At 43.7% G+C, this 23,365-nt stretch carries 21 protein-coding genes and 1 pseudogene; 10 read left to right on the forward strand and 12 right to left on the reverse strand.

Translation table 11 applies throughout. The annotated features are described in order from the left end of the window. Window positions 1-39 precede the first annotated feature (39 nt). From ACYVUV_RS04530 to ACYVUV_RS04545, 4 genes are all read left to right on the forward strand, one after another. Complete coding sequence (locus tag ACYVUV_RS04530; RefSeq protein WP_484499047.1) at window positions 40-639, forward strand: hypothetical protein; 600 nt, start codon at window positions 40-42, stop codon at window positions 637-639. Window positions 640-836: 197 nt separating this feature from the next. Further along, entirely contained in the window at window positions 837-2,963 is a 2,127-nt protein-coding gene (locus ACYVUV_RS04535; protein ID WP_484499048.1) for a hypothetical protein, read from the forward strand. Then, window positions 2,950-3,828, forward strand: a complete 879-nt coding sequence (locus tag ACYVUV_RS04540) for a hypothetical protein (RefSeq protein ID WP_484499049.1) — start codon at window positions 2,950-2,952, stop codon at window positions 3,826-3,828. Before ACYVUV_RS04535 ends, ACYVUV_RS04540 begins: the two co-directional genes overlap by 14 nt. Continuing rightward, window positions 3,821-4,603, forward strand: a complete 783-nt coding sequence (locus tag ACYVUV_RS04545) for a DUF6339 family protein (RefSeq protein WP_484499050.1) — start codon at window positions 3,821-3,823, stop codon at window positions 4,601-4,603. The genes ACYVUV_RS04540 and ACYVUV_RS04545 overlap by 8 nt, the downstream gene beginning before the upstream one ends. 276 nt (window positions 4,604-4,879) lie before the next feature. Here ACYVUV_RS04545 and ACYVUV_RS04550 read toward each other — a convergent pair whose 3' ends face one another. The 5 genes from ACYVUV_RS04550 to ACYVUV_RS04570 form a co-directional block, all read right to left on the reverse strand. Further along, window positions 4,880-6,271, reverse strand: a complete 1,392-nt coding sequence (locus tag ACYVUV_RS04550; RefSeq protein ID WP_484499051.1) for an ISNCY family transposase — start codon at window positions 6,269-6,271, stop codon at window positions 4,880-4,882. A gap of 238 nt (window positions 6,272-6,509) precedes the next feature. After that, window positions 6,510-7,853, reverse strand: a complete 1,344-nt coding sequence (locus ACYVUV_RS04555; RefSeq protein ID WP_484499052.1) for an IS66-like element short variant transposase — start codon at window positions 7,851-7,853, stop codon at window positions 6,510-6,512. Then, window positions 7,810-8,064 carry a transposase domain-containing protein gene (locus ACYVUV_RS04560; protein ID WP_484499045.1) on the reverse strand — a complete coding sequence of 85 codons (255 nt, stop codon included), beginning with the start codon at window positions 8,062-8,064 and terminating at the stop codon, window positions 7,810-7,812. The genes ACYVUV_RS04555 and ACYVUV_RS04560 overlap by 44 nt, the downstream gene beginning before the upstream one ends. A gap of 55 nt (window positions 8,065-8,119) precedes the next feature. Then, entirely contained in the window at window positions 8,120-8,467 is a 348-nt protein-coding gene (gene tnpB, locus ACYVUV_RS04565) for an IS66 family insertion sequence element accessory protein TnpB (protein ID WP_484499044.1), read from the reverse strand. Beyond that, entirely contained in the window at window positions 8,460-8,642 is a 183-nt protein-coding gene (locus tag ACYVUV_RS04570; protein ID WP_484499043.1) for a hypothetical protein, read from the reverse strand. Before ACYVUV_RS04570 ends, tnpB begins: the two co-directional genes overlap by 8 nt. A gap of 219 nt (window positions 8,643-8,861) precedes the next feature. On the opposite strand from ACYVUV_RS04570, the gene ACYVUV_RS04575 reads away from it, so the two are divergent. The 5 genes and pseudogenes from ACYVUV_RS04575 (at window position 8,862) to ACYVUV_RS04595 (ending at window position 14,983) form a co-directional block, all read left to right on the forward strand. Beyond that, window positions 8,862-9,425: a restriction endonuclease subunit S gene (locus ACYVUV_RS04575; RefSeq protein WP_484499053.1), complete on the forward strand. Its 564-nt coding sequence runs from the start codon at window positions 8,862-8,864 to the stop codon at window positions 9,423-9,425. Further along, entirely contained in the window at window positions 9,418-10,860 is a 1,443-nt protein-coding gene (locus ACYVUV_RS04580) for an N-6 DNA methylase (RefSeq protein ID WP_484499054.1), read from the forward strand. The genes ACYVUV_RS04575 and ACYVUV_RS04580 overlap by 8 nt, the downstream gene beginning before the upstream one ends. Window positions 10,861-10,939: 79 nt before the next feature. Further along, window positions 10,940-14,140, forward strand: coding sequence for a type I restriction-modification system endonuclease (hsdR, locus tag ACYVUV_RS04585; protein ID WP_484499055.1), 3,201 nt, complete (start codon window positions 10,940-10,942; stop codon window positions 14,138-14,140). 19 nt (window positions 14,141-14,159) lie between these two features. Further along, window positions 14,160-14,672: pseudogene (locus ACYVUV_RS04590) on the forward strand (N-6 DNA methylase); the annotation flags it as partial. A gap of 113 nt (window positions 14,673-14,785) precedes the next feature. Beyond that, window positions 14,786-14,983: a hypothetical protein gene (locus ACYVUV_RS04595; RefSeq protein WP_484499056.1), complete on the forward strand. Its 198-nt coding sequence runs from the start codon at window positions 14,786-14,788 to the stop codon at window positions 14,981-14,983. Between the two features lie 218 nt (window positions 14,984-15,201). Here the strand turns inward: ACYVUV_RS04595 and ACYVUV_RS04600 are convergent, their stop codons facing one another. Then, a complete protein-coding gene (locus ACYVUV_RS04600; protein ID WP_484499057.1) occupies window positions 15,202-17,076 on the reverse strand; it encodes a heavy metal translocating P-type ATPase in 1,875 nt (624 codons plus the stop codon). A 180-nt stretch (window positions 17,077-17,256) separates the two neighbouring features. On the opposite strand from ACYVUV_RS04600, the gene ACYVUV_RS04605 reads away from it, so the two are divergent. Further along, entirely contained in the window at window positions 17,257-17,847 is a 591-nt protein-coding gene (locus ACYVUV_RS04605; protein ID WP_484499058.1) for a TetR/AcrR family transcriptional regulator, read from the forward strand. A gap of 23 nt (window positions 17,848-17,870) precedes the next feature. On the opposite strand, the gene ACYVUV_RS04610 is transcribed toward ACYVUV_RS04605, so the two are convergent. From ACYVUV_RS04610 to ACYVUV_RS04635, 6 genes are all read right to left on the reverse strand, one after another. Beyond that, window positions 17,871-19,454, reverse strand: a complete 1,584-nt coding sequence (locus tag ACYVUV_RS04610) for a recombinase family protein (RefSeq protein WP_484499059.1) — start codon at window positions 19,452-19,454, stop codon at window positions 17,871-17,873. Continuing rightward, window positions 19,433-21,223, reverse strand: coding sequence for a recombinase family protein (locus ACYVUV_RS04615; RefSeq protein WP_484499060.1), 1,791 nt, complete (start codon window positions 21,221-21,223; stop codon window positions 19,433-19,435). The genes ACYVUV_RS04610 and ACYVUV_RS04615 overlap by 22 nt, the downstream gene beginning before the upstream one ends. Window positions 21,224-21,280: 57 nt before the next feature. Further along, window positions 21,281-21,445, reverse strand: a complete 165-nt coding sequence (locus ACYVUV_RS04620; protein WP_484499061.1) for an SHOCT domain-containing protein — start codon at window positions 21,443-21,445, stop codon at window positions 21,281-21,283. Then, window positions 21,438-21,857 (reverse strand): helix-turn-helix domain-containing protein, encoded by a 420-nt coding sequence (locus ACYVUV_RS04625; protein WP_484499062.1) that lies wholly within the window; start codon window positions 21,855-21,857, stop codon window positions 21,438-21,440. The genes ACYVUV_RS04620 and ACYVUV_RS04625 overlap by 8 nt, the downstream gene beginning before the upstream one ends. Before the next feature lie 115 nt (window positions 21,858-21,972). After that, window positions 21,973-22,935 (reverse strand): GH25 family lysozyme, encoded by a 963-nt coding sequence (locus tag ACYVUV_RS04630; RefSeq protein ID WP_484499063.1) that lies wholly within the window; start codon window positions 22,933-22,935, stop codon window positions 21,973-21,975. A 1-nt stretch (window position 22,936) separates the two neighbouring features. Then, on the reverse strand, window positions 22,937-23,350 hold the full coding sequence (locus tag ACYVUV_RS04635) for a phage holin family protein (protein WP_484499064.1): 414 nt from the start codon (window positions 23,348-23,350) through the stop codon (window positions 22,937-22,939). Window positions 23,351-23,365: the final 15 nt, after the last annotated feature.

A 23,365-nucleotide genomic window follows, 5' to 3' on the forward strand; every position in this document is an offset into this window, starting at 1 on the left:
CTTAGCATTGCTAGGATGGGATTTTAATATACTCTGCTATTGGGTGCTTACGCTAAACGTATTTATAAAACGCCACTAACCCAAGAACTCTTTGAAGAATACAAACAATTTTGTGATAAGAGGTCGTTGGTAGCTTGTCACGGGTTACTTGAATTTCAAAATGCCTTAATAAAGGATAGCCAGATCGTTATTTCTAAAGACGATCTGTACAAATTTATCGATCCAGCAAAAATCAGAAAAACAGAATCTCTGTCTAGACTGCTACATGAGCTTAGATGGTATCATCCAGGTCCAATTAATCTTGAGCGTATTTATGATGCGCTACCACGTTTGATGAATGACTTGGATTTAAGTGATGAGTTTGAATTATACACTTTCTGTGAAAAGCAAGGAATTGCCAATAAATACCGTGAAGAAAGTGATACTCGGTTGACTTTTATTGAAGAGCCATATATATTATTGAGCTATGTCAAATTAGATGACTGGTATAAAGATGTTTTTGAAAACAATATTGGTTCAAATGTTGGTCAATTGTTTTCTTCAATAAGTAGAAGTACTGGGGTCTCGAAAGATTTCCTACTTAAGTATGCAAATATGTACTGTTCAAATCAGATACAAAGCGGTGTTATTCAGCGATAATCTATCAATTTTTCTGTAACTTGTAAAAGCTCCTTTCCAACCATGGGAAGAAGCTTTTATTGTAGCGTAGAATTTTTTCACTCCCAAAATAAAGTTAAATTAGTAAGAAACACACTATAAAAAAGAGTATAATTATATACAAATGATTATAGGTTGAGTAAGCAGTCAAATCAAGGAAATGGGGGGTTAAGCCAATCATGCAAGGAAAAGAAATACTTACTAAAATACAGCCTTATATAAAAGATAATGAGGTATTAAAGACTGATTTTCAAAAAGAATTTGGTCAGTTCACGATAAGTGAACAGAAAACACTTATTGATGTTTTGAGTAAAATCAATATAAATGTTGTTGATTTCTATAGTCAGCAAGGAAATATGGAATCTGGAAAATGGTTCTTTCCAAGTGGTAGAGACTTGCAGAAAGTTGCTGCGGCCAATCCAGCAATTGAAAGTTTTAGAGATAATAGTCTTTCATCGATGACTCGAGAGGTCTGTCAAAATTCTTTAGATGCTGTTATTGATAATACTAAACCTGTCACAGTGAAGTTTAAGGAATTTGATATCATTGCAGAAGATCTTCCAGGTTACCATACGTTGAAAGAACATATTATTCCTGCCGCAAAACGTGAGTGGTTAGAAGATAAAAAAACCCAGCAATTAATTCACTCGATGGAAAAGTGCTTGAATAGTGAGAAAATCAAAGTCCTAAAGATAAGTGACTTCAACACTACTGGTTTAAAGCATGGCAATTGGGAGTCTCTTGTTGAACAGGTAGGATCTTCCTTCAAAAGTGACGAAGGCTCTGCAGGATCATTTGGGATTGGTAAAGCAGCTCCCTTTGCTGTAAGTCAATTGTGGATGGTTTTTTACAGTACCAAAGTAGGTAATATCAAGAAATCAATTGGCGTTATGCAGTTTGTATCGTTTGAAAAGGGAGCTGAGGTTACACAAGGACCTGGCTATTTTAGTGTTGATGGACAAAGTAAGAAGCCGTTTTCTGATGAAGTACCGTTTGATTCTGAGAAACGTACAGAGGATGGTACTGATATTTATATCATAGGTGTACCTTCCAACTGGGAAAAAGGTGTAGAGCTATCTCTTTTTGAAAACTTTTTGGTCTCAATGACGGATACGCAAGAAATCCCTCAAAAACTAAGAGTTTACCTTAATGACGAACCTATTGACGCTAAAAAAATCAAAAAAATGTATTTACGTAGGCTCAACGCACATAAACAGAAAAAAGATAAGCCGAATAGCGTTAGCTATTACGAAGTCCTACATGACGATAAAAGAATTATGTGCCATTTAAATGGTTTACAGGAATTTGGAATTGCTCCAGAGGAAACTCTCTTATATATTTCGGCAAATATTGAGCATCCAAACCGTCGTGTACTGATGTCGCGCAAATCAGGGATGAAGATTTATGATCAGAAGGGCTTTAGTAGAACTATCAAGTTTTCTGCTGTTTTTTGTGCATTAGGGGATCGTATTAACAGTATATTGAAGCAGGTTGAGAATGTATCACATGACAAATGGTCTCCGGAAAGATATTCAGATCCACAGTATGCGAACAGATTCTTGCGAGCGTTACGAAAGAGTATAAAAGATGCAGTAATTAAAAACTGTAGTCCAAAAATCGAAAAAGTAGTTGATGCATTTGGTGTAGCAGATTTCTTACCAGATACAAAAAATGGAAATGAACTAAGAGACAGCGATGAACTTTTAAAAGTGCACCCTCAAGTAGATTTTAAAGAGAATTCAACGATTAGCCATGTACATCCAGTTCGTCATCAAGAGGTAGACAATGAAAAAATAGCAAATTCACTGAGGATGACCGAGAATGGATTGTCTAAAGGAAATGGCAACCAGGGAGGCTCTAGTCGATTTAATAGTGATAATGGTGGAATAGGGACACTGAAAGATGGTAAGAATGATGGGCTTGGAAAGGAAGGACAAGGAAATAATAAGCCTTCTGAAGAAAGTGATGAACAAATCCATTATCTTGAGTCGGTTAGCCGTAAAACCGTAACCACGTATGCTTATCACCTAATTGAAAGGGATGCTAGTCTTGGTATGTACGACTTGATGTTGAAGCCGAATCAAACTATTAACGATGTGAAGATAGTGATTAGTGTGGTTGGCGATTCAGGTAATAAATCAAACATCAGTATCCACAGGGCAACAATCAATTCTATTCAATTAAGAGTTAATCGTAATCATATTTTTATTGCAACTGTACAACAAGGCATATGGACGAAAATTAGAGTCCAATTTAAAGAACCGGGCAGATTGAAGATGGAGGTGGACACATATGCGGCTCGTTGATAGTCTATATCCTTATCCTGTTCTTTCTATAGATGATGATGATGATTATTTGCCAGATAGAGCGTACTTTGATGTTAATTACAAATTGGAACAAGCAACCTCTACACATAATGCAGTATTAAGAATAAAATTTGATCTGAAGAATGACTCCTTTGAAGAGTTGTTAAAAAAAGGAAGGGCAGCGTTCTACGTTCAAGTTGAGTGTCGGCGAACAATGTATAGAAAAATGACAAAATTGGCACTGGAAAGAAGTGAATTTTCGTTAGAAATTAATCCTGATTACATGCGCCAACGTGTAGACATCACACCGTTATTCTTAGTTACTGAAGATTTGATTGGATATAAGAATTCTGCTGTAAATCCAGATCTGTATGGCACTGATTACGTTTTTCCAGATTTATCAGTTGGTGATCCATTAGCAATAGCATTTACTAAGAGTTTAGATATCGAAGATACGAATAACTTCACTAAGCTTTCTTCGATAATTAAGGTTACGGAGAATAGTCAAGATGATGTAACTTCTGTAGATCTCGATCAAGACATTATTCTAATTAAGATGCCAAGTAAACAGTATAAATTCTATGTGGAAAGTCAGAGCTATGGTTTTGGAGAAACAATGCTTAATGGAGTTATTCTTCCCGCATTAATTTATGTTTTGGATACAATTGTCAATGGAGATACAGTTGATGACACATCACAATGGTATCAAGTAATTGAATCAAAATGTGAAAAATTAGGGCATAATCTAGAGTCGGTGGCCGATAATAAGGATATTTCAACAATCGAGTTGGCTCAGTTGATCCTAAATGATCCAATGGACAAGATGATGAATGAATTGAAAGGGGTGTTGGGAAATAATGACTAATGTTAGAGCCAAAATCTGCACATCTCAGTTTTTGCAGACATTTAAAGAAAAGTTTGATAGTAAATACTATCAAATGTATAAAAACAGAGATCGTCAAGCTGTTGAAAGATTGTTCGATTCTCCGGCAGTATTTGAGAGCAACCGTATTTCTTTTAACTATTCACCGTTGGTTGTTAGAGGTAACGAAGGTTTTGGAATTCGTAATGCCAAAAATGTATATACAACTTTTCCCAACCTTACGTTAACTCAAGCCTCCACGGAGGAGTTTTGGTTTACTATGTTGAATACCTTCTATCTAGATTATATTTTTGAAAGCCTAGAGATTAGAGATACACCGGAGTATTTGAAAAATATGATGTTCATGGGGACGACTAGAGCGTTTTTTAGTCAGCACCTCTCACGTGCTTGGTGGATTGGATATCGAACATATGATGAAGAACACATTTCAAACCCATGGTGGTTGCTTGATTTTTTAGGAAAAGGGGATATACACGGTAAAGCATTCTCACTATTCACAAGTACCTTTACGAATAATAAGAAAATAGGTTTAGGTATTATTGAAGGAATTCTACTTTCACAAGATCATTTTAAAAATGTACAGTATACTTATGCATTTGTAGATAAATATTTTAATGCTTTAGGTGGCGTTAAAATACTCGATATACTGACTAGAGAACAGGTAAGAGATATCACGGTCAAGTTATTAGATGATGTTTGGAAAGGGCAGTACCCAATAAATAGCAAAGATAGAGAGCATATTCTGGAATCTGAATAAAAGATGGGCCAAAAGGACGCATTTGTCAAAAAATTTTAGAATCTGTAGCAAGATAATCTGGTTTTGGTGCGTTGAAAGTCTAATAAGCTAGATGACTGCTACAATGAAGAACGTTAGGATTGTAAGAAGCATACTCGCCTACGTATAGTTTAGTCTCCCAAAATCAATGGTGATGTTCGGGGGACTTTTTGTAATTTAAGCTAACAACAGTGTCAATAACTTGGGATAATGTCCCGTAAAATTTAAATTATTAGCGGGGAATTTTCCCCGCTATTTTTATGTGAATCTGTGATACTTGTGCGCTTTTTCCTGCTGCTCAATGAACGAAGCCCGCTTCCAAGGATGGGACATCGGTGGAATATACTTTTTCCGCGGTTTCTTCTTCTTGGTCTCAAAGTCGAGATCCGGAGAGACCTTGGCATTCTTCGGAATCTCGGTTAAAGCATACACTTTCTCGTCAACGGTGACCAACAACTGGCCATCTAACGCTTGGATAACCAGGCATTTAGTGCCTTTGGCAAAGCAAATAAGCTTGTTTGAGGCATCTGTGGCTTGATAATAGTGATTCTTGTAGGAGATAGCCGAGCCGCTGTCAAACGTGCGTGGAGATAGTACTGCCAGCGTGTAGTTGATCTTCTCGCCATCAGGGCTGTCGTCGAAAGCTGATTCAAATTTGCCTACATCTTGTCCAAACTTCTCGTTGAATTTTGGCACAAAAACCTCCCGGAGATACTTGTTGGCATCTTCGATTGTAGTAATATTGTGAAGCCTCAGTTCGGGCTTCAAACGGCTCTGTACGGTCTGATTCGCCCGTTCTACCATGCCTTTGGCCTGTGAGACGCTAGTGGTTACGATATCTGTTCCGAGGGTCTTGCAGGCATAACCAAATTGCGTAAGTACATCTTTGTGCTCTGCCTTGGTCTTAGCCGTCTCGTAGTTGAAAACAGTCCGATTATCGGTCTTGAATCTAAGAGGGATACCGTAATCCACGAGAATCTGCTCATAGACGTGGTAGTATGCATTCAGAGTCTCCTGCCAGTCGAAGTAGGCGCCGACCAGGTTACCTGTGGCGTTGTCTATGGCTAGGTGCAGGTGAGCCTTCTTATCGCCAAACCAGAGCAGGGAAGAGGCATCCATTTGAATTTCCTCACCGAAGTACTTACAGCGCTCGTGGCGAGGATGTGCGTCTTCCAAGGCTACCTGGTGGTCGATAACCTCTTCGGAAACTTTGGTTGTCTGCTTTGGGTGATCCCGGTACCACTTCTTTTTGGCCATTTTCCGCTTAGTTTGCCTCCAAGGCTTTGGCGAAAGGATGTAATTGTCCTTAAGCAGGTTATAGACCTTGGTGTAAGAAACAGAGATGTGCTCGATTTCTTCAAGTAGCTCAACGAAGTGAGTCAAGTTGCAGTCTTGATATTTGGTGCGATATAGAGTTACAATTTGTTTGTTAATTTCTGTGGTGAGACAATTAACAGGTAAGCGACCGGCGTTCCCATGAACAAAGGCCGCTTTTCCTTTGCTTCGATACTGGTTGATTCTTCTGTTCAGCTGTCTGACAGAGATCCCCAAGATAAGGGCAGCTCTTTTCTTGTTTCCGCCATGATCAACCAGCTCTTTGATGATTCTGTATTGTTCTTCGTACTTCATAGTTAACCTAACTTTCTTCATTGTCCGTAACCTCCGATATATGGAGATTATCTCAGACATTTACCTTTTTGGGACATTTTTCTCTGTTAATACTTAAGACATTATCACTTGTTAAACACAGACTTTTTGTAATTTAAGCTAACAACAGTTGAAAAGTAAAACTAGAAGTAGTATAGTTAAATTGTAAGCACCCAATAGCAGAGTATATTAAAATCCCATCCTAGCAATGCTAAGATGGGATTAATCAGTTTATGGGACTTTACTTGCAGTGGAGCTGAACATTCTCAGCCCATGGTAAATAGGCTTCCAGACGTTGATTGTCTAATAATGACAGCTCATTGGGCAGCTTGTCTAGAAGATAGTTGATATATTTGAATTGATCCAAGCCATTTTGCTTGGCAGTTTCGAGTATGCTCATAATGATAGCCATGGACTTGGCGCCGGAACTGCTCTGTGAAAAGAGCCAGTTCTTGCGTCCCATGACGATCTCTTTGACTGCTCGTTCTGCTCTGTTGTTGGACAGTTCAAGGCGACCATCTTTTAGAACGTTCATGAACTTGTCCATGTGCTTTATGCAATACTGGAAGGCCGTCCCCAGCTTGCCGGAAGGCAACACGGAGATTGATTTCTTGGAGCACCAGTCGGAAAACTTCTCTAGCAGAGGCTTTAATTCGGACTGACGCTTCTCGTATCTCTCTTCAACGGAAAGGTCTTCCCAGGCACGCTCCAGGCTAAACATTTGGTTACAGTAGTGGATCCCTTGATTAGCCACTGAAGTTGCGTCTGATTCTCTAGCCTTGTCTTTAGGCAAGGAATCATTGAATTTACGTCTTGCATGAGCCATACAGCCTACAAGAGTCACATCCTGTTGGCTTAATCGTAAATAGCCAGGATATTGATCACAATGAAGGTATCCGCTGAAGCCTGTGAGGAAATCCCACGCTTCGGCGCCTTTTCGTGATCCATGGTGATACAGAACAATCGGCTTCTCGGCATGCTTGCCTGACAGAAATGTCCAGACGTAGTCTTTGGCTCTTTCGCTGTCTAAGACTCGATATGGCGTCTCATCTGCGTGAATGACATCCAGCTTTAGCAGCTCTTTTCTCAAGAGCTCGTAAAGGCTGGAGAGGTAGTACTCGCAGACTTTGACATGCCAATTCGAAACTGTCTTGTGATCAAGCGGAAGGCCCATACGCCGCAAGTCTTTCTCTTGCCGGTAGGCAGGAACCTTGAGGACATACTTCTGATAGATCGTATCAGCGATCAAAGAAGCTGATCCAAGACTGTTGGTTAACGGTGCCTTGGGTACAGGTGCTTTGATAATCTTGTCGGTTGGCGCCTCATCACTGCAGTGCTGGCACTTGTAAGAGTGTTGGATGTGATCGATTCTCTTAACTTGGGCTGGAATGTACAGCAGCTCTTGTCTAGCACAGAAGCTGCCGATCTCTTTCAGCTCGTGCTGGCAGTCTGGACAGGTAAGATCATCCAAACGATGATGAACTTCCTCGCCCGGCAGAGAATCTAAGATATCTTGCTTTCTGCCGACTTGCTTGCGTCTCTTATAGGTAATAGTTTCGGTAACGCGAGGGTAAGTCCTCGTCATCTTGAGAGGCGTTGTCTTCCTCAAAAAGGCTCAGCTGATCTGGGTTGACAGCTCTCTTCTCGGAGGACTTGCCATAAAGCTTATTAGTCAAATAAGCAACTTGTTCAGTAAGAAGGGCAACCTGCTTGAGCAATTCTTCGTTATTTGCTTTGAGCGCTTCGATATTAGCTTTAAGCGTTTCAATTAAAGCTAAAGTTTCTTTTTCGGTCATGATCGCTGTCCCTCCTTGATTCATAATCATAAGAATACCAGAAAAGCTCGTGAAATCAATAGAATTCACGAGCTCTTGCGGTATTAATTTTAGGATCAATGGTAAAGCCTTGCATCAAGCGCATGACTTGTTCATCAGACAACTCTCGAACTTCGTCTTCATTGTTTGGCCAGGCCAGCTTCCCGTTCTCAAAGCGTTTATAGAGCAGCCAGAATCCCTGGCCGTCCCAATAAAGTGCTTTGAAGCGATCTCTTCGGCTGCCGCAGAAGAGAAAGACACTTCCAGAGAAGGGATCGAGATGGAAGCTCTTCTTAACTATGTAAGCAAGCGAATCGATTCCCCGGCGCATGTCGGTCTTACCGCAAACAATGAACACTCGACCTAATTCAGCCAGATTAATCATGGCTCAAGAACCTGTCCACGACTTCGAGCATAAGCTCGTTAGTGGCATCACTGTAAAATGACAGCTCAACTCCATTGGACTTCAGATTGAGAACGAGCCTGTTCTTTGGAAGCTTATTCCTAGGTCTGGGTTTGCCCTTCGGCAGCTCGAGCGGTACGATTGGATGTTCAGTCATAATATCGTGTTCCTCCGTATTCAATTGTTAAGAACAGTATATGACTATTGAACCAGGGTTAATAGATACCGCGCTATTGGGTGCTTACGTTAAATTGTTCGAAAGTGTAATTATCCTTTACAACAATCTAAAAGTGCTTCTTTGAAAGTAGATGAAGGCTTTTTATGCTTTCTAGAAATCGTAATTAAACAATACAACAGGAAGAAGAGAGAAATTGTGATGGAAACGAAGGAACTGAAAGAGATTGCCGAATTATCTTTCGGTAAAAACAGTAGCAGAATGACCAAGGAAGAGCAGGAAAACATCTACAATGTAGATTCGCTTAGACAAGATCTAAATTATCTAGGTGAGATTAAACCGTCAAAGCAGGTTGGTGCTACAGCCGTCTTTAATGAAGGGGATTTAGCCTTACGACTCATTAATCCTCAAGCTGCTGTGGTATCGCCAGCTACTGCAGGTTCAATCCTTTCCTTGAACTTTGCAAAAATCGTTCCTAATCGGACAAAGGTGGATGAATGGTATCTTTGCTACTATTTAAACGAAGCAAAAGATGTTCAAAAGCAAATCGAACTGTCAGTGCAAGGTCAAGTCTCAACGATTAAGCGCTTGGGAGCAAAGTTCTTGCGCGAGCTTAAAATTGTCTTGCCTAATCTGGAAAAGCAAAAGGAATTAGGTCAGATTTATCGCAATTGGTTGATCTATCGACATCAAACTGAAGAAGCACTTGTACAGCAAGAACAGTTAGTTTTCAACGCAATTGCTAAGGAGTGCACCAATGATTAGCAAAGAAAAAATTGATCAAATCAGCAAAGATATAATACTGAGAAGTGGATTCGCCTTTGAAAATGGCAGTACTGTATTTGAACTGCTGGCTTACAAAATCCTGTCTGATCGGCAAAGAGCAATTAAGCCAGTAGACGAAAATGAATCAAAAGATAAAATTGGCTACTACATTGAACCTGACTATTTGTTTGAGAAGGTTGCTCAAAGAGATCGCACAAATTCAGTAAATTGGTATGAAGCATTTCAGAAGTTCTCAGTTGCCAACCCACTGCTTTCCGATGTGTTTATCTCAGAATATTCGCATTTTGGTGAAATCAAAGATAAGTCATTAGAAGACTACCTTACGACTTGTGATTTCACGGGATTTTCTGTAACTGAATCAAGTTTCTTATTTGATGAACTGCTGGAAAATTGTTATTCAGATCGAAGAATGATGTATTCAGGTGATGCTCCTAAACAGATGAGAGAATTAATTGCTGAGATTTTGAACAGTGAGGTAAAGACGGAGAAGGTGTCAATATTTGACCCTGTAGCAATGTCTGGATCGCTTTTGCTATCTCTGAAAGATAAGGTCAAAAGTGAAGTGGAACTATATGGCGAAGAATTTTCGTCAGATACATTTCGCTTGTCAAAAATGAATATGCTGATTCATGGGATAGACACTCAAATAATTCATGATAACTTCGTTAGGGGAGATTTTCTGAAAGACGAAGAGCTTGGCGCAAACAGTAAATTTGACATGATTCCAATGATACCGCCATTTTCAAGACATTGGGATGCAAATCCAGAATTTTTGAACGATCCTTGCTTCTCTGAGGTTGGAGTATTACCTCCTAAGTCTAAAGCTGACTACGCGTATGTGTTGAGAGGATTACAACATCTGAGTGAAGATGGAACTATGGCTGTAATGTTGCCAACTGGCGCACTGTTTAGATCAGCGGCTGAAGGTGAAATTCGAAAATACCTTTTAGAAAAGCAAAATATACATGCAGTAATTTCACTGCCACAAGGTGCCCGTAATTTCACTGCTATCTATACCGTGCTACTTATCTTCAAGAAAAAGAAGACAGACAAGATATTATTTATTGATGCACGTCGAGATGGAGTAAAGAACGCTACTCGCTTAAAACAGAATTTCCTTACTGAGGAAGGATTTGGTAAGATACTGCATACTTACCGCAACCGAGAAGAAGTAGATCGTTATTCAAGATTGGTCAGCTTAGATGAAATTCGTGAGAACGACTATAATTTGAACATTCCACGTTATATCGACACGTTTTCTGAGAAAAAGATCGATGTTGAAGCAACGATGTCATCCATATCAGCGAAGCAGAAGGTAATTGAACAGAGCAAAAAGGAAATGATCGAGCTGCTGAATAAGCTTGACACTCCAGAAGCCCGCCAGGCCATCAAAGCCGTAAGTATCTCTGAATAATTGCGAAAAAGTCGGTATAATTAAGCTAGCAATAATTCGATAATAGATATGTGTGGTTGAAATAAGACGAGGGATTACAATGAGCAACTTTAGTTATAGCGGGCAAGATTATCAAAGATACGCAGACTTAGCCATGTCTGCCGAAAAAATGATTTTTGATAGCCCAGAAGCCAGCCTAGTGTCTTTTGGCATCTTTGCTGAGCAGCTGACTCAAGAAATCTTTAAACTTGATGGTCTGGTGGACTGGAATTTGAATCAAAAAGACCGTATCGATAAAATGCGGCGCTCTGCCAACGATTATCCTGACAGTGTGACTTATTACTTAGACGACATTCGCCGGCGGCGGAACAAGGCTGCTCACGACAATAGCTATCGCCCAACTAAAGAGGCGGCCTTAAAGGTTGATAAAGAAGCGTACGTCATCTGGACCTGGTTCTTAGAGACTTTCACCCAAGCTGAAATTTCAGACTACGTAGATCCAGTTGACAGCCATAAGGCCGTGGTTGATGAATCTGAAAAAATCAAGCAGCTAGAAGCTGAGATTGCAAAATTGCGCCAGCAAACTCCTGTCCAACCAGTCTCAGTAGAGACCAGACAGAAGCGGCATGAGATCAACCTTGATTTTGCTAAACGGCATAAACTGACTGAGGATGAAACCAGAGAGTTAATCGACCAGCAGCTGAGGGATGCCGGTTGGGAAGTTGACTCAAAGAAGCTGAACAATTGGACTAATCATACTGTGCCCGAAAGCGGCCAGAATGTCGCCATCGCTGAATGGAAGTTTAAAAACGGTGAAAGAGCTGACTACGTTCTGTTTATGAACAAAAAGGCCGTTGGTATTATTGAAGCCAAAAAGTATGACCAAGCCGTACAAGGTGCTTTAGACCAAGCCAGGGACTACTTGCAGGATGCCAAAGCAGAAGCAGACTCTGATCCATATAAGGTTTCAGAGGCAGATTTTATCTTTAGCACCAATGGTCGCCCTTATCTTGAACAATTTAAGGAGGAGTCTGGCATCTGGTTCTGGGATGCCCGCAATCCTGACCACCCCGACCGGGCTCTGGAATCTTGGTTAACTCCAGCTGACTTGAAAATGAAGATGGATGCCGAAGTCGAGAAGACCGCGGATGAAAGCTTAGCCGAGGACACGAATTATCCAGATTTTGCGGCTCGTGACTACCAGATTGCAGCAATTCAGTCGATTGAAGAAGCCATTCGTGATCATAAATCAAAAATCTTGTTGGCCATGGCCACTGGTACGGGTAAAACCAGAACCGCAATTAGTCTGATGTACCGTCTCCTTAAACATAAGCGAGCCCGCCGGATTCTTTACCTGGTTGACCGGCAGTCCTTGGCTGACCAAACAGCAATTGCCCTTAAAGATGACAAAATCAATGGCCAATCAGTTAGCGATATTTACAGCGTTGCTGAATACTCGCAAAAGGTTCCGCAATCAACAGACAAAATCCATATATCAACTGTCCAAGGGATGGTCAACCGGCTCTTTAATACGGAAGATGGAGAAAGAGAAATCTCTCCTGGTACTTATGACTTCGTGATTGTCGATGAAGCTCACCGGGGCTACTTTGAAGACAAGGAAATGTCTGATGAGGAAGTCAAGTTCTATGACCAAAGTGACTATGTCAGCCAATATCGGCGGGTTGTCGATTATTTTGACGCAGTTGCAATCGGTATGACGGCAACCCCAGCCTTGCAGACAGTTCAGATTTTTGGTCAGCCTGTTTACACCTACAGCTATCGGCAAGCAGTTTTGGATGGTTACTTGATGGACCACAATGCTCCGCACGTTATCAAAACCAAGCTCTTAGAAGAAGGAATACACCTGAAGAAGGGGGATCATGCGAGTGTTTATAACTATGACAAGCAAACCCTTGAACAGGTAGAATTGCCAGATGACCTGGACTTTGACGTTGATTCCTTTAACAGAAAGGTTGTTAACGAGAGTTTTAACCGAATTGTCTGCCAGGAATTGGTCAAGCAGCTTGATCCAACTGATCGGGACTTAGGCAAAACCTTGATCTTCGCAACTAGGGATGATCATGCTGATATGATTGTCCGTTTGCTGAAAGAAGAGTTTGCTAAAGCTGGTCGTCCAGTAGGAGCAAACGTGATTATGAAGATTACGGGGCAAGACCGGCACCGTGAAGACCACATTCGTGAATTTAAGAACGAAGAATTTCCTAACATCGTTGTCACAGTCGACTTGCTGACGACAGGGATCGATGTGCCCTCAATTGCCAACCTTGTTTTCTTGCGGCGGGTGAAGTCCAGAATCCTCTTTGAACAGATGCTGGGCCGGGCAACCAGAAAGTATGAAGGTATTGATGCCTTCAACATTTATGACGCGGTTGGCCAGTTTGAAAGCATGGCTAAGTACACTGACATGGGCCAAGTGGTTAAGGAAAAGTATGTCCACAGAAGCATCATGGATATGTACAAAATGATCGAAAAATCCGAGGATGAAGACGACTACCGTGAGTATCGGACTCAGCTGGTAGCTAAGGTGCAGCGTAAGCTTCAACGAATGGACGACAAGCAGAAAGAAAAATTGGCTAAAGCTGGCCAATTCAAGGAAGACTTGACTGCTTGGACACGTAAGCTAGAAAATATGCCAAAAGAAGAGCTTTTAGGCACGAAAAATAAACTCGAATTAATTGAAGAATTTCGGTTAAAGGAGAATAAAGCTGTGATCTCAAATGAAGAAGACAAGCTGATTTCAAGTGAACAGGTTTTTGGCGATAAATTGGAAGAGCCAGACGACTACTTGGAAAGCTTCAATGCTTTTATAAAGAACAACATCAATGAAGTAGCAGGCCTGCAGCTGTTGATCAACAGACCAAGAGACTTGACTTTGAATGATCTTAACCAGATCTGCGAAACTCTGGAAGCTAGAGGCTACCGCGAGCAAGACTTGCAGACGGCTTGGAAGAAGACAAACAAGGAAGCAACGGCTGCTAACATCATCAGCTTTATCCGCAAGGCGGCGATTGGTACGCCTCTTCAATCAGAAGATGAATTGATCAAGCGGGCCATGGACAAGGTTTATGGAATGGCTGATTGGACTGTTCCGCAAAAGAAGTGGCTGCAAAGAATTGAAAAGCAGCTGAGAGAAAACAATATTTTAGGGCCAAACGCGCAAGAAGCATTTGATGAGAACGCGACCTTCAAAGCTAAGGGTGGCTATAAAATGATGCAGCGGGTATTTGACAATCATGCTGATGACATCGTAAATACGATTAACGACATAATGTTTGCCTAAAGAGTAAGAGAGGAAATACATGAATAATCAAGAAATCGTTCAGCGTTTATGGAATGAATGTAATGTTCTGCGGGATGATGGGGTTACCTATCTGGACTATCTGACGGAATTGACCTACATTCTGTTCTTAAAGATGAGCAAGGAACAAGGCCAGGAAGAGCAGATTCCGGAACAATACCGCTGGGATGAACTGGTCAAGCGGGACGGTGAAGATCTGCAGCAGTACTACAAGCAGATGTTGCTGGATTTGGGGGATGCAAGTAAGACCCCAAATAAGAAGCTGAACGTTATCTACGCTAACGCGACGACCAGCATCAAGGACCCAAAGAACTTGTACAAGATCATCCATGATATCGATGACCTGGACTGGTTTACGGCTAAGGAAGAAGGCTTAGGCGCGCTTTACGAAGGACTCTTGGAAAAGAACGCCAATGAAACCAAGTCAGGTGCAGGTCAATACTTTACTCCGCGTCCACTCATTAACATGATGGTTGAAATGGTTCAGCCTAAGGTTGGGGAAAGATTAAACGAAAACAAGACGCAAAATTGGATACAATTTAACGTTGCCTGTGCTTAGGGGTGTCGGTTTCGATTTAGGGGTGTCGGTTACATAACCGGCGTTTTTTTGTATATGGAGAATGTGAAATGTATAAGATTACGAATAAACAGTATGAGGAATATCAGCGGTATCTGTACGACAAAGAACATAGCCGGATCATTACACCGGATTTTGTCAGATTTCTGGTGCAGGCATGCAATTACGATCCGGAAGCTATTGGCAAACAGATTTTGGAATACTATGGCAAATATCAGGCGGAAGGGTATTACGAAATCAAGAAGTGACGAGTTGAAATTATTAATAGATATTGTTTGTGAGATCTTAGATGGTGTATAGATAAAAGCAAAAAATTATAATGCTATTTGTCAGGTATTTAATTTGTTGTTCATTGATTTATATGAAAAATGATTATTGTACGTGTGACAGTGTGGATCATTGATAAAAAATAAGCCATGACAAAGATTGAACTCTGCCATGGCTTATTTATTACTCTGTATTACTGTTAATCCGTGTCTTTTACAGAAAGAAGGAAAAGCGAATTTATTACGACAAACACAGACCCTGCATTGTGTACCAACGCTCCTACAATGGCATTAAGAATACCGGTTGCAGCGAGCACGGTAGCAAGAGCATTTATGGAAAGGGAAATGATAATGTTTGTTTGGATTTTCTTCAGCACCCTACGGGAGAGGTAGATCAGATAAGGAACACGGCTGATATCATCCTGTACCAGTACGACATCGGATGATTCGATGGCAATGTCTGAACCGATGCCGCCCATGGCAATGGCTGCGTCAGCAGTGCGTAGTGCAACAGCATCGTTGATCCCATCTCCGATCATGCAGACTTTGTGCCCGTCTTTCTGATATTCCTGAATGATCTTCTGCTTGTCCTCCGGAAGCAGTTCACTGCGAACATCAGACACCTTTACCTTATCAGCGATCACCTGAGCTGCTGCTTTATTGTCTCCTGTCAGCAGAACTGATCCGACATTCATATCGTTCAGCTTTTTAATTGTGGGCACCGCACTTTCCCGAAGTGTGTCAGACAGAGCGATGAGTCCGGCAGCTTCTCCGTCAACAGCAAGAAACACAACTGTCGCGCCGATACTCTGAAATTTGTTAGTGAGCTTCTCATCAATCTCAATATTGTTTTCTTTCAGAAAATCCGCTTTTCCGACAAGAAGAACTTTTCCATCATACTTGGCGGTGATCCCTTTTCCCGGAGTAACTTGATAATCGACAGCCTGTTCTTTGTTGTCAGCGGCAGCGCAGATCGCCTGACCAATCGGGTGCTCGGAACGCGCCTCTGCAACCGCAGCAAGATTTAATATTTCCTTTTCAGTGAATTCGGGAGAGAGAGATTTTACTTCTTCAATCCCCAGCTTTCCATAGGTGAGTGTTCCTGTCTTGTCAAAAGTAACGGTATCGATCGTACCAAAGCGCTGCAGCGCTTCTCCGGATTTGATGATCATGCCATATTTTGATGCGTTGCCAATCCCGGCCATGATCGCGGTTGGCGTCGCGAGGATAAAAGCACAGGGACATACAACCACCAATACCGTAACGGCCCGCAAAAATGCATCATAAGGATTCGATAAAACAGCCCAATTAATGAAAAATGTGAGAACAGCTGCAGTAAACGCGGCGATGACAAGCCATGCAGCCCATTTATCGGCAAGCGTAACGATCGGCGCTTTATTTTCGTCAGCCTGCTTTGCAAGGTCAATCATTTTCTGCAGGGAACTGTCTGCAACTACCGTGGAAGCTGTATATTCAAACACACCGGTTTTATTGACAGTTCCGCTTATGACCGTGTCTCCTTTTGTTTTATCAACTGGGATCGATTCTCCGGTCATAACAGACTGGTCAACAGCGGCGGTCCCGGAAGTGATAACTCCGTCCGTCGGTATTGTTTCTCCGGCAAGCACAATAATGGTATCTCCAACTTTTACATCTTCCACAGGAATCATTTCTTCTGCGTCTCCGTGGCGGACTCGTACCATTTTCGGCATCAACTGAATGAGTTTCTGAATACCCTTCTTTGCCTTAGCTGAAGTGTAATCTTCAAGGGCAGAGCCGATTTCCATAATGAATGCGACCTCACCGGCCGCAAAAAATTCTTTTGCAATTAGTGAACCCACCAGAGCCAGTGATACAAGAACATCAGCAGTAATATCGTGCTCTTTGATGAGAGCTTTCACCGCACCAATAATAATTGGAATGCCGCAGAGGATAATGGCAATCCAGGCAATATCAATTTTTCCGGGAAATGTAATCCATTTACCCAAACTTAAAATCAGGGCGATACCGGAGATAACAATCCTTAAAATACGAAACTTTGCCTCATCTTGAAACCATTCTTTAATACGATTCATGAATTTGCTCCTTGCTTTTTTGATATGGCACAGGTACAATATGTTTTATAAAGAACAAATTGTTCTGTATTTCAATATTAACTAAGGTAATATCAATTATCAAGAACCAGTTTCAGGTTTTCATCCCATATCGAACAAAAACAGAAATGTGTTTCGTAAAATACAGGGGGAGAAATAATAATGGATCGTAGACAGCGTAAAACCAGAAAAGCAATCTTTCAGGCATTCAGCAGTCTGCTGGCAAGAAAACGTTACAATCGGATTTCTGTGCAGGACATCATTGATGAGGCAGATGTGGGGAGAACGACTTTCTACGCACATTTCCAGACGAAGGAAGATCTCTTGAATCAGATGTGCGAAGATATTTTCAGCCATGTGTTTTCTTCTGTTGGAGAGAGGGAAGCTACACATGATTTTTCATCACAGCCCACGACGTTATCGAATGAACTGACACATCTGCTTTATCATTTGAAGGAACAAGGACAGGATCTTTCAAATCTTTTTTCCGGAGAAAGCGGAGATATATTTTTGAAGCATTTTAAGGAACAGCTAATGCAGGCTTTTGATGGGATGAAGGAATTGTTTCCGAAAAATGTTCCAAAAGAGTATGCGGAAGCTTTCTATGTGACCTCTTTTGCAGAATTGGTATCCATATGGATAAAGAAGGGATTTAAAGAAGCACCAGAAACAATTGGTAATTATTACTTTAAATTGATTCGTTCAAATGCTGGTATGTCAGAATATAGAGAAATGCCTGAATGTCAGATTTAATCATCCGGCAGTCAGGCTATTCTTTAGGCTTTGATCTCCTGTCCGTTCCGGAAGGTCACCCGGATATCGTCCTTGGCGTAGACGGTGAGATGGTCGACCAGCCCGTTGAAGGTGTCGAGGGAGAATTCCGTCAGGGCATCAGGCGTTTTCTCGAATGCCTTGAGGAAGTCTTCAACACTGGCCTTCCGGGACTGCGTTTCCTGTATTGTATCGCTTAGCTCGGCAATTTCATTTTTGAGCTTGTCGTACCGGACAGCGAGATCATCGTAGCGCTTCTGGTAGTCGGTCTGGTTGAGCGCGGTGCGGGCGTTTTCCGCAATGTTCTGCTGGACGGCGTCGGCGACGACTTGCGCCTCCTCGATCAGGCTGTCACGTTTTTGTTCCATTTCGTCGGTCTGGAAAAGTAGTCCCAGCATCTCCTTGCCGTTGGAGATGACTTCGGCTTTCGTTTTAAGGAGTTTATTCGCGGCTGACAGGAAGGCGGCCTTCACGTCGTCATCCGTCAGGGCTGGTGTGCTGCATTTCTCCCCGCCGTCGTACTTGTGGTTGCAGCGCCAGATCACTTTTCGGTATTTATCGTTCGAGTGCCAGACTTTTGAACCGTAGAAGGATCCGCACTCTCCACAGCGGATTCTGCTGGAAAACTGGTGCACACCACTGTGGTATTTTCGGCCTTTGCCGCGGTTTTCCATCTCGCGCTGAACCATATCGAAGGTCTCAGGAGGAATGATGGCCTCGTGGTCGCCTTCCACATAGTATTGCGGAATCTCGCCCTCATTGACCTTCGTCTTCTTCGTCAGGTAATCGACAGTGTAGGACTTCTGCAGCAGGGCGTCTCCCTTGTATTTCTCATTGGAGAGGATGGACTTGACGGTGCTGATGCTCCATTTGTCCTTGCCGCCTGGTGTCTTGATGCCGTCTGCGGTCAGTTGTTTGGCGATACCATTGTATGTCATACCCTGAAGGAACATCCGGTAGATCCGCTTCACGATTTCAGCTTCCTTCTTGTTTAGAATAAGCTCTCCGTCCGGACCGCGGTCGTATCCGAGGAACCGGTTGAATGGAACCGTCACCTTGCCGTCTGCGAATCGTTTTCTCTGGCCCCAGGTGCAGTTTTCCGAAATGCTGCGGGATTCCTCCTGCGCAAGGGAACTCATGATCGTGATGAGAAGCTCGCCCTTGCCGTCGAACGTCCAGATGTTTTCCTTCTCGAAGTAGCATTCGACGCCGTGATCCTTGAGCTTCCGGATCGTGGTCAGACTGTCGACCGTATTTCTGGCGAAGCGGCTGACAGACTTCGTGACGATGAGGTCGATCTTCCCGTTGAGCGCGTCCTCGATCATGTTCTGAAATCCGATCCTCTTTTTAATGCCGGTGCCACTGATTCCCTCGTCCGTGTAGACGTCAACGAACTCCCAGTCGTCACGGGACTTGATGTAGTTGGTGTAGTAGTCGATCTGCGCCTCGTAGCTCGTGAACTGGTCGTCATGGTCTGTTGAGACGCGGGCGTATCCGGCAACCTTGCGCTTCTTCTTCTCAGTAATAGGAGTGGAAGAAAAGCGCGTCCGTGATGCCGGGATTGTGGTTACTTTCTTTTGCTGTTCCAAAATTTCTCACTCCTGATTTTCTTCATCTTTTCACTCATTTCAGCTTTACGTTCCGGTGTCCATCGCTCCTGCATTAGTTTGCGCATATGCTCTCTGGCTTCTTCACTGCGTGGAGCGAATGTCCTCTCCGGAGGAACATAATGTGCCGTTTTTATTCGGCCATCCTTGAAATGAAATTCAAGAAGATCCGTATCCTTAACGTAAATAACCTCGATCTGTTTTTTGAACTGTTCTGAATCATATTCGGGAATCTCCATCGCATCCGCAATGAGCGGTTTTAGGACATCCTCTCGAAAGCCCACAGTAATACAGCCTTTGCTGTGTTCGGCGCAGCGCCAGTAGTGAAGTTTCGGCTTGTCATTGTTGGAGGCAGGTTGTGTGCAGCGACGGAAGTTGCAGCCACAGGCAGCGCATTTGATCTTTCCGGTTAGGCCAGTTGCCCCTCGGGCACCGGGGTTTGCACGTCGTTTCACTGACGTTTCCGCCCGATATTCCGGGGTCCAGCAATCTTGGTGGCCGGTGTTCGGGCAGGGTTTTGTAACAATCGTTCCATCCTTCAGGTAGAACCTCAACATATATCTTTTCGGAACTTCGATGTGGTCAACCCGTTCCAGAAAAACCTTTTCATCAAACTCACTGATGCCTAATACTTCAGCGCAGACTTTTTTCAAATTCTTGTGATTGATAGAACCGCCGACGGGACACCCCTCGCCGACCTTCTTTTTCTTTCGGCTGCCGCAAACCCAGAATTCTTGATAGTTGCCGTTTTTGGTTCTGTGCTCGTGCATATAGCTTAAGCCGCAGTAAGGGCATTTTAGTTTTCCTGTAAAGCAGCAGGTATTCAGGCTTTTATTTGCCAACGGCCCAAGTTTTCTGCACCGAGCCATTTCAGCCTGAACATAGTCGAATGTTTTCTTGTCAATAATAGCCGGGTGCGTATTCTCCACATAGTACTGTGGAAGTTCACCGTGGTTCTTACACCGACGTTTTTCAATCGGGTCTGAAATGAATTCTTTCTGAAAGAGCATGTTGCCAGTGTATGTGATGTTCGTGAGAACCAGTTTGATATTGGAATCAACCCATCGGCATCCTTGCCTTGTGGTGATTCCTTCTGCAGCAAATTCCCGTTCGGTTTCCAGCCTTGATTTTCCGTCAAGGAAGTTCTGGTAAATGCGCTGTACGATTGCAGCCTCCTCTGGGACGATGACCAGCTCATCGCCTTCCCAACGGTAACCATAAATTTGAAAATGGCCGCTGGCGTTTGGCATACCCGCCTGCATGCGCTTGCGGATTCCCCACTTCACATTGGTTGAGATGCTTTCGGATTCAGATTGTGCGAACGAGGCGAGCAGCGTCAGCATGACCTCGCCATCGCCGGACAGTGAATTGATGTGTTCTTTCTCGAACTGGACCTCGATGCCCAGCTCCTTGAGGTGCCGGACGGTTTTCAGAAGATCGACTGTGTTCCGGGCGAATCTCGATATGCTCTTGGTGAGGATGATGTCGATTTTCCCGGCCTCGCAGTCTTCAAGCATCCTCGAAAATTCCGGTCGCTTTGTCGTGCTGGTGCCGCTGATGCCTTCGTCGGCGTAGACGCCTGCATACTCCCATTCCGGATTCTTTTGGATCAGATCCGAGTAATAGCTTATCTGTGCGGAGAGGGAGTGGTGAAGCCGCTCGGTCTCCATGGATACGCGGGCGTATGCCGCCACCTTCTTCCTCGCCGGAAGAGCCTTGACTTTTGGCTCTATTTTTGTGATTTTCGGCATGGTATCACTCCTTTCGTCTTGTCCATATATCGCTCTGAAACAGACACATAGCAAGCGTTATGGGGATAATAATGTGCCGATTATCGGGCTGTATTTTTCACGCATTTTGGTATCAATAAACGCATATTCTTCTTCGGTGATAAGCCCATGATCCAACATCGCATGAAACATCTCCATACTTGCCTGATAGAGCTTTTCGCGTTCGAACTGTTCGTCATTCATGTCCGTCACCACCTTTGAACCTGTCTTGGATATAACAGGCGTGGGAGCAGTACTTACGGTGACGGTTTCCATAGGCTGTGAAGGTTTTTCCGCAGCAGGCACAGGTAAATGTATAGAACGCTTTTCTGTTGATGTCGTCAGGATGACTGTTCCACCATCTGAGACGGCAGGCATCGGAACAGAACTTTATTTCTTTACGTCCGGGGATCTGCGTGATCTTTTTTCCGCAACATAGGCAGTAGGTTTCACCCGGCTTCCCATCATTGAGATCAGCGAGCCTGCCGGAGAGATCGTTTCGTCTGCAATAGGCTGATACCTGGCTTTTGGTAAGCCCCAGCGCTCGAGCTATCGATGCATATCCATATCCTTCTTTGCGAAGGCGGCATATTTGTTCTTTTTGTTCTGTGTTCATGACAACACCTCCCGTCACTTTCCACTGGAGAAAGAGCGGCGGTTTGAGCGGAAACAAAAAAAGACCCGTAAGTATTCCGGTTAAGGAACACCCACGGGTGTGCAGAATAGGATATTCACTTCACGCGAAGCCTCCATCCGACATAGATGAGATTCACGTTTTTAATAAGCGAGCTGTTGAGTTTCTGAATAGCAGAGACGCTTGTGCCATACTTTTTCGCGATGGCCGAGAGTGTGTCACCACGTTTTACCGTGTAGTAGACGGCGGATGCCTTTTCGGATGCTCCGAGCTTCTCATTGACCTTCGCTTGCACGGCGTTGTAATTGTATCCGGCTGCGGTCAGGCGTTTCTTTCTGTCCGTGCCATTTCCCCATTTCCCGGCGATCACCTCGGAGGCAAGATCTTCCACGGACTTCTTCGCAGGCACTGCGGCAGTCTTGCCCGTCGTTGTGCCTTTCGCGTAACCGTTGAATCCTCCGCCTTTGATCATAGACGGGTAGTCCACATAGCTCAGATCCATGTCTACGTTTCCGCTGATGCCGTTCACACGTCCCGAGGAAGAATACTGCCAGATGCCGTACTTGCCAGAGTAGGTGCATTTCGACGCGTACTGCGCGACCCAGTGGGTGTAGGCGGAGAGCTTGGAATCGTCCATCCTTTCACGGAATCCGGAATAGGCGGAACCGTAGATTCCGACGAAGTATCCGGCGGCTTCCATCGTTTCGCAGAATGCGATCGCCGCTTCCGTGATACCCGATTTTGCCGAGGCTGGCTGCGCCTCGTTGTCCATGAACACCGGATATTCGAGCTGCTTGCCTTTAAGAAGCCGGATGAACCTTTCGGCATCCGCTTTCCCGGCTGCGGCATTCACGCATTTCGGACCGACGAAATAGTAGGCTCCGACCGCGATGCCGTTTGCCTTCGCACCTTTGTAATTGGCTTCCCATTTGCTGTCCGTGTAAAAGCCGTCATCCGAGCCGCCCGCCTTGATGATTGCGAACTGAATGCCGGACGCTTTTACCTTCGCCCAGTCGATATTTCCCTGCCAGCGGCTTACGTCAATTCCTTTCATCGCCATGTTATTTCTCCTCCTTGTCGTTTCTGTCATGCAGCTGTTCCAATACGTTCTTCAGCTTCTCCGGGACCGGAAGACCGAGATGTGCGGCGTTTTCGGTAAGGGAGAGTCCTTCATTCGAGATGTAGAAAAAGATGATCGCCGTCCTCAGAACGCCCTCGTGACCGAGCACATGGATGTCGAGGATGTTGGCGATGCCGACCAGAATGAAGATCAGCACCTTGCGGCAGATTCCCCTGAAGCCGACTGCGCTCGAGAGCTTCCTGTCGGAAACGGCGCACAGCACACCGGTGATGTAGTCGCAGACCACGAAGATGATGAGCGCAACGAGCAGCCCGTCACAGCCTCCGAGGAAATAGCCGAGCCATCCGCCGACTCCGGCGAAGATGAGCTGAATGATTGACCAGAATTCTTTCATGTGTAACCTCCTTTG

This window comes from Lactobacillus sp. WILCCON 0149, from assembly GCF_057197965.1.

Bases quoted from the DNA above. Each gene is read 5' to 3' on its own strand.
- ACYVUV_RS04535 (WP_484499048.1), top strand. From the start codon at position 837: ATGCAAGGAAAAGAAATACTTACTAAAATACAGCCTTATATAAAAGAT.
- ACYVUV_RS04540 (WP_484499049.1), top strand. From the start codon at position 2,950: ATGCGGCTCGTTGATAGTCTATATCCTTATCCTGTTCTTTCTATAGAT.
- ACYVUV_RS04545 (WP_484499050.1), top strand. From the start codon at position 3,821: ATGACTAATGTTAGAGCCAAAATCTGCACATCTCAGTTTTTGCAGACA.
- ACYVUV_RS04550 (WP_484499051.1), bottom strand. From the start codon at position 6,271: ATGAAGAAAGTTAGGTTAACTATGAAGTACGAAGAACAATACAGAATC.
- ACYVUV_RS04555 (WP_484499052.1), bottom strand. From the start codon at position 7,853: ATGACGAGGACTTACCCTCGCGTTACCGAAACTATTACCTATAAGAGA.
- ACYVUV_RS04560 (WP_484499045.1), bottom strand. From the start codon at position 8,064: ATGACCGAAAAAGAAACTTTAGCTTTAATTGAAACGCTTAAAGCTAAT.
- tnpB (WP_484499044.1), bottom strand. From the start codon at position 8,467: ATGATTAATCTGGCTGAATTAGGTCGAGTGTTCATTGTTTGCGGTAAG.
- ACYVUV_RS04570 (WP_484499043.1), bottom strand. From the start codon at position 8,642: ATGACTGAACATCCAATCGTACCGCTCGAGCTGCCGAAGGGCAAACCC.
- ACYVUV_RS04575 (WP_484499053.1), top strand. From the start codon at position 8,862: ATGGAAACGAAGGAACTGAAAGAGATTGCCGAATTATCTTTCGGTAAA.
- ACYVUV_RS04580 (WP_484499054.1), top strand. From the start codon at position 9,418: ATGATTAGCAAAGAAAAAATTGATCAAATCAGCAAAGATATAATACTG.
- hsdR (WP_484499055.1), top strand. From the start codon at position 10,940: ATGAGCAACTTTAGTTATAGCGGGCAAGATTATCAAAGATACGCAGAC.
- ACYVUV_RS04595 (WP_484499056.1), top strand. From the start codon at position 14,786: ATGTATAAGATTACGAATAAACAGTATGAGGAATATCAGCGGTATCTG.
- ACYVUV_RS04600 (WP_484499057.1), bottom strand. From the start codon at position 17,076: ATGAATCGTATTAAAGAATGGTTTCAAGATGAGGCAAAGTTTCGTATT.
- ACYVUV_RS04605 (WP_484499058.1), top strand. From the start codon at position 17,257: ATGGATCGTAGACAGCGTAAAACCAGAAAAGCAATCTTTCAGGCATTC.
- ACYVUV_RS04615 (WP_484499060.1), bottom strand. From the start codon at position 21,223: ATGCCGAAAATCACAAAAATAGAGCCAAAAGTCAAGGCTCTTCCGGCG.
- ACYVUV_RS04620 (WP_484499061.1), bottom strand. From the start codon at position 21,445: ATGAATGACGAACAGTTCGAACGCGAAAAGCTCTATCAGGCAAGTATG.
- ACYVUV_RS04625 (WP_484499062.1), bottom strand. From the start codon at position 21,857: ATGAACACAGAACAAAAAGAACAAATATGCCGCCTTCGCAAAGAAGGA.
- ACYVUV_RS04630 (WP_484499063.1), bottom strand. From the start codon at position 22,935: ATGGCGATGAAAGGAATTGACGTAAGCCGCTGGCAGGGAAATATCGAC.
- ACYVUV_RS04635 (WP_484499064.1), bottom strand. From the start codon at position 23,350: ATGAAAGAATTCTGGTCAATCATTCAGCTCATCTTCGCCGGAGTCGGC.